Consider the following 2384-nt stretch of genomic DNA (forward strand, 5'->3'; position numbering starts at 1 on the left):
ATAGAGAGAAGATAGAGGATGATATTTTTCAAGATAAACGCTATTAATGGTTTTCGTACCTAGCCATTTAGCTTGCAAGTATGATACCAATAAATTCATCGCGGTTCTAGTCGTCTAAGCCTTTACCCTCAAGTATTTTGGGTATTGATTTTTCAATCCTTGCCTCAACAGTTTTAACTTGTTTTGGTGCTGAAAAATAAAGCAGATAGGCTCGTTGTCGTCCGGGGGTAAGCGATTTAAATGCTGTGTTTACTTCCGGCATATTGTTTAATACATTTTGAAACTCCGGGTGTATTTCGTATTCATCAGTTTTTTTACGCTCGAATTTTAAACCTGTATTGTCGCAGGCAATAGCCTCATCTATATAGGACTTTATCTCGGTGCTATTCTTTAATATTTCGTCCATGTTTTTGAAACGAAACTGTCGTGCCGACTGAACATTATTGGTTTGTTGAACTAATATCTTTTTTGGGTCTTTAAGCATCGCACCCTGCATAAAAAGCAAGGCACAATAATCTTTAAAGCCGTGAATTAAAACAATGTTGCTTTTTTGATTGGTGTAACACGGGCAGCCCCATTTTAATTCCTCTGTGAGATCACACTCCAGAACAAGGGTTCTCAATTCAGAATATTCTTCCTGCCACTTCGAAGGCTTATCAAAAAACCAGTCTACTTCCGGGTTCATAATTTATACTATTTGAGTATCGAACTACAATGTAGCAATAATACATGCTTTAAATGGATGGGTCGATAAAACCCGGAAGCCAGGTGAAAGGGAAATACAATACAGCGATATTCGGCTGATCGAATCCAAACCGCTGGAAGGGATAAGGTGTGGAAAGCACACATGTAGAAACAATATTAACCCTTGATGCAGGAAAGATTTACACCAGAAGATGTTCGTTTATCACATTGATAATCTCGGAAATCTCAAATGGCTTGTCAATAATTTTATCAGCACATTCAATTTTTTCTTTTTGAATCTGCGGATAGGTGGATAATACGATAACCGGAATATGTTTAATAGATTCAACCATGCTAAGGGCATTGCATAAAGCCTTACCTGCGTCTGTGGGTTTGATGATATCCAGCAGAACCATATCAGGCATTTCTGCGATAACACGTTCTACAATTCCGTCTTCTGTCCGGGAAACACTTACTTCAAACCCCTGGTCTTCCAGGATATGACCCATTATAAAAAGGATGTCCTCATCCCTCTCAACGACCAGTATTTTCTTTTTCATCAGTTAGAATAATGCGGAAAGATACGGAGCTTATTTGGAAATACAAAAAGCTGATTTACAGAATGGGAGCGGTTACGCTCTAATGGGGTTTTAAGGCCGCGTTCAGATAATATCATTACCGTTACATCATGTTTTCAGTAAACAAAATATATTTGTTCATTGTATTATCAAAACGTTCCTTCTAATTAGCCGGACCCCATGATGTCATTATTGCTCATTTCCGATGTAAAGAAAAAGCTCTCCGAACAGGAATTAATCCATGGGTTGAAAGCGGGGATCAGAAATGCCCATGAATCATTATATGAGATGTATGCGGGCTCTCTTTACGGAATTATATCACGGATTGTCATTCGCGAGGAAGATGCGGAAGACGTACTCCAGGAAACCTTCGTCAGAATTTGGAAAGCTATAAGATTTTATGATAGTGAAAAGGGAAGATTATTTACCTGGATGGCAAAGGTTGCAAAAAATGCCGCAATGGACCATCTCAAAGGTAAATCTTACAAAAAATCTCAACTGAATACTAATCTGGAGGAATCTCAATTTGATGTAAATGGCCAGCATAATGTGGAGTGTAATTACGATACGATAGGAATCAGGGAAATAACAAACAAACTTCCTGTACCATACCAGGCCGTCCTTGAGCTTATTTACTTCAAAGGCTTCACACATCAGGAAGCTGCAAAAGAATTAAACCTTCCACTGGGGACAGTAAAAACGAGACTAAGGATGGCAATTCAGGATTTAAGAAAATTAGTCTGAAATTTATCCTTACTTTTTACTTTTAGAACCTCCATAAATTGAAAGAAATTCAGCCTTATGCCGTCGGCGTTTTTTTCGCCCTTATTTATTTAGCAGAACATTTATTGCCCCAAAGGCGTGATTTGATCGACTACAAGCATGATTTCTTCAATGTAATGACTGGTTTGCTGAACCTGATTATAGCCGGGTTCGGTGGTTATGCAATGATCTATAGCCTCACCTATGTAGAAAACAAGGACTTTGGCCTGCTGAATTACCTGCCATTTTATTTGCATGTAGTCTTTGGACTTTTAATCTCCGATGTTTACATGTACTGGTGGCACCGCCTGAATCACGAATTGCCATTTTTATGGCGGTTCCACCAATTCCACCACACAG

At 38.7% G+C, this 2384-nt stretch carries 4 protein-coding genes; 2 read left to right on the forward strand and 2 right to left on the reverse strand.

The genetic code is table 11. The features are described 5' to 3' along the window. Positions 1 to 106: 106 nt before the first annotated feature. Complete coding sequence (locus WBJ10_RS00070) at positions 107 to 685, reverse strand: YdeI/OmpD-associated family protein (RefSeq protein ID WP_424287398.1); 579 nt, start codon at positions 683 to 685, stop codon at positions 107 to 109. Between the two features lie 199 nt (positions 686 to 884). Further along, positions 885 to 1244 carry a response regulator transcription factor gene (locus WBJ10_RS00075; protein WP_424287400.1) on the reverse strand — a complete coding sequence of 120 codons (360 nt, stop codon included), beginning with the start codon at positions 1242 to 1244 and terminating at the stop codon, positions 885 to 887. A 198-nt stretch (positions 1245 to 1442) separates the two neighbouring features. On the opposite strand from WBJ10_RS00075, the gene WBJ10_RS00080 reads away from it, so the two are divergent. Then, positions 1443 to 2006, forward strand: coding sequence for an RNA polymerase sigma factor (locus WBJ10_RS00080; RefSeq protein ID WP_424287402.1), 564 nt, complete (start codon positions 1443 to 1445; stop codon positions 2004 to 2006). Positions 2007 to 2044: 38 nt separating this feature from the next. Next, positions 2045 to 2384 (forward strand): sterol desaturase family protein (locus tag WBJ10_RS00085; RefSeq protein ID WP_424287404.1); only part of this gene is annotated, 340 nt, incomplete at its 3' end.

It is taken from the genome of Daejeonella sp. (assembly GCF_049655485.1).
GTDB lineage: Bacteria > Bacteroidota > Bacteroidia > Sphingobacteriales > Sphingobacteriaceae > Daejeonella.

What these genes read in the sequence shown, in the direction of transcription:
- WBJ10_RS00075 (WP_424287400.1), bottom strand. Translation starts at nt 1,244, where the DNA reads ATGAAAAAGAAAATACTGGTCGTTGAGAGGGATGAGGACATCCTTTTT.
- WBJ10_RS00080 (WP_424287402.1), top strand. Translation starts at nt 1,443, where the DNA reads ATGATGTCATTATTGCTCATTTCCGATGTAAAGAAAAAGCTCTCCGAA.
- WBJ10_RS00070 (WP_424287398.1), bottom strand. Translation starts at nt 685, where the DNA reads ATGAACCCGGAAGTAGACTGGTTTTTTGATAAGCCTTCGAAGTGGCAG.